The organism is Citrobacter sp. 50677481, assembly GCF_001463265.1.
GTDB lineage: Bacteria > Pseudomonadota > Gammaproteobacteria > Enterobacterales > Enterobacteriaceae > Citrobacter_A > Citrobacter_A sedlakii.
Genome location: NZ_LNHZ01000023.1, coordinates 1 through 424 on the forward strand (window position 1 = coordinate 1; position 424 = coordinate 424).

The 424-nt window shown below is 40.8% G+C and carries 1 protein-coding gene; it reads left to right on the top strand.

Annotated features, from left to right (window positions below):
* A partial coding sequence (locus APU02_RS05580; RefSeq protein WP_239692850.1) for a DUF6453 family protein occupies positions 1-377 on the top strand: 377 nt, incomplete at its 5' end.
* Positions 378-424: the final 47 nt, after the last annotated feature.

Genomic DNA, 424 nt, shown 5'->3' on the forward strand with positions numbered 1-424 from the left:
CCGCATCTGTAACAATGGACCTGGTAATTTTCAATAATACCGCTCCTGTAGCCGGTGATGGCATCACCATGACAAATTCAGCAGGACAGGTAACATTTTCAACAGTGAAGCGACCATTTGTATATGACCAGCAATTAACCATGACCGACAGTAATCAGTATGTAGGTGATAAATATTGCCAGATAGTATTTACAGGTGCGCAGTCAAGGAGAGTCGATGGATACTTCAATGTAAGAAAAAAAGGCGTTGTAATGTCAGGAGGAAATGTCAGGTCAGCGTATAACCAGGTAGTCGGTAATTATAATGACAACGGATTCGACATGTCATTTAACCAGAATATTAATATGCCCGTTTTAATCCTTCCAAACATGTACTGAGGAAATAACCATGTCCGCAGGAACTTTAACCCTGACCAATAACTCTG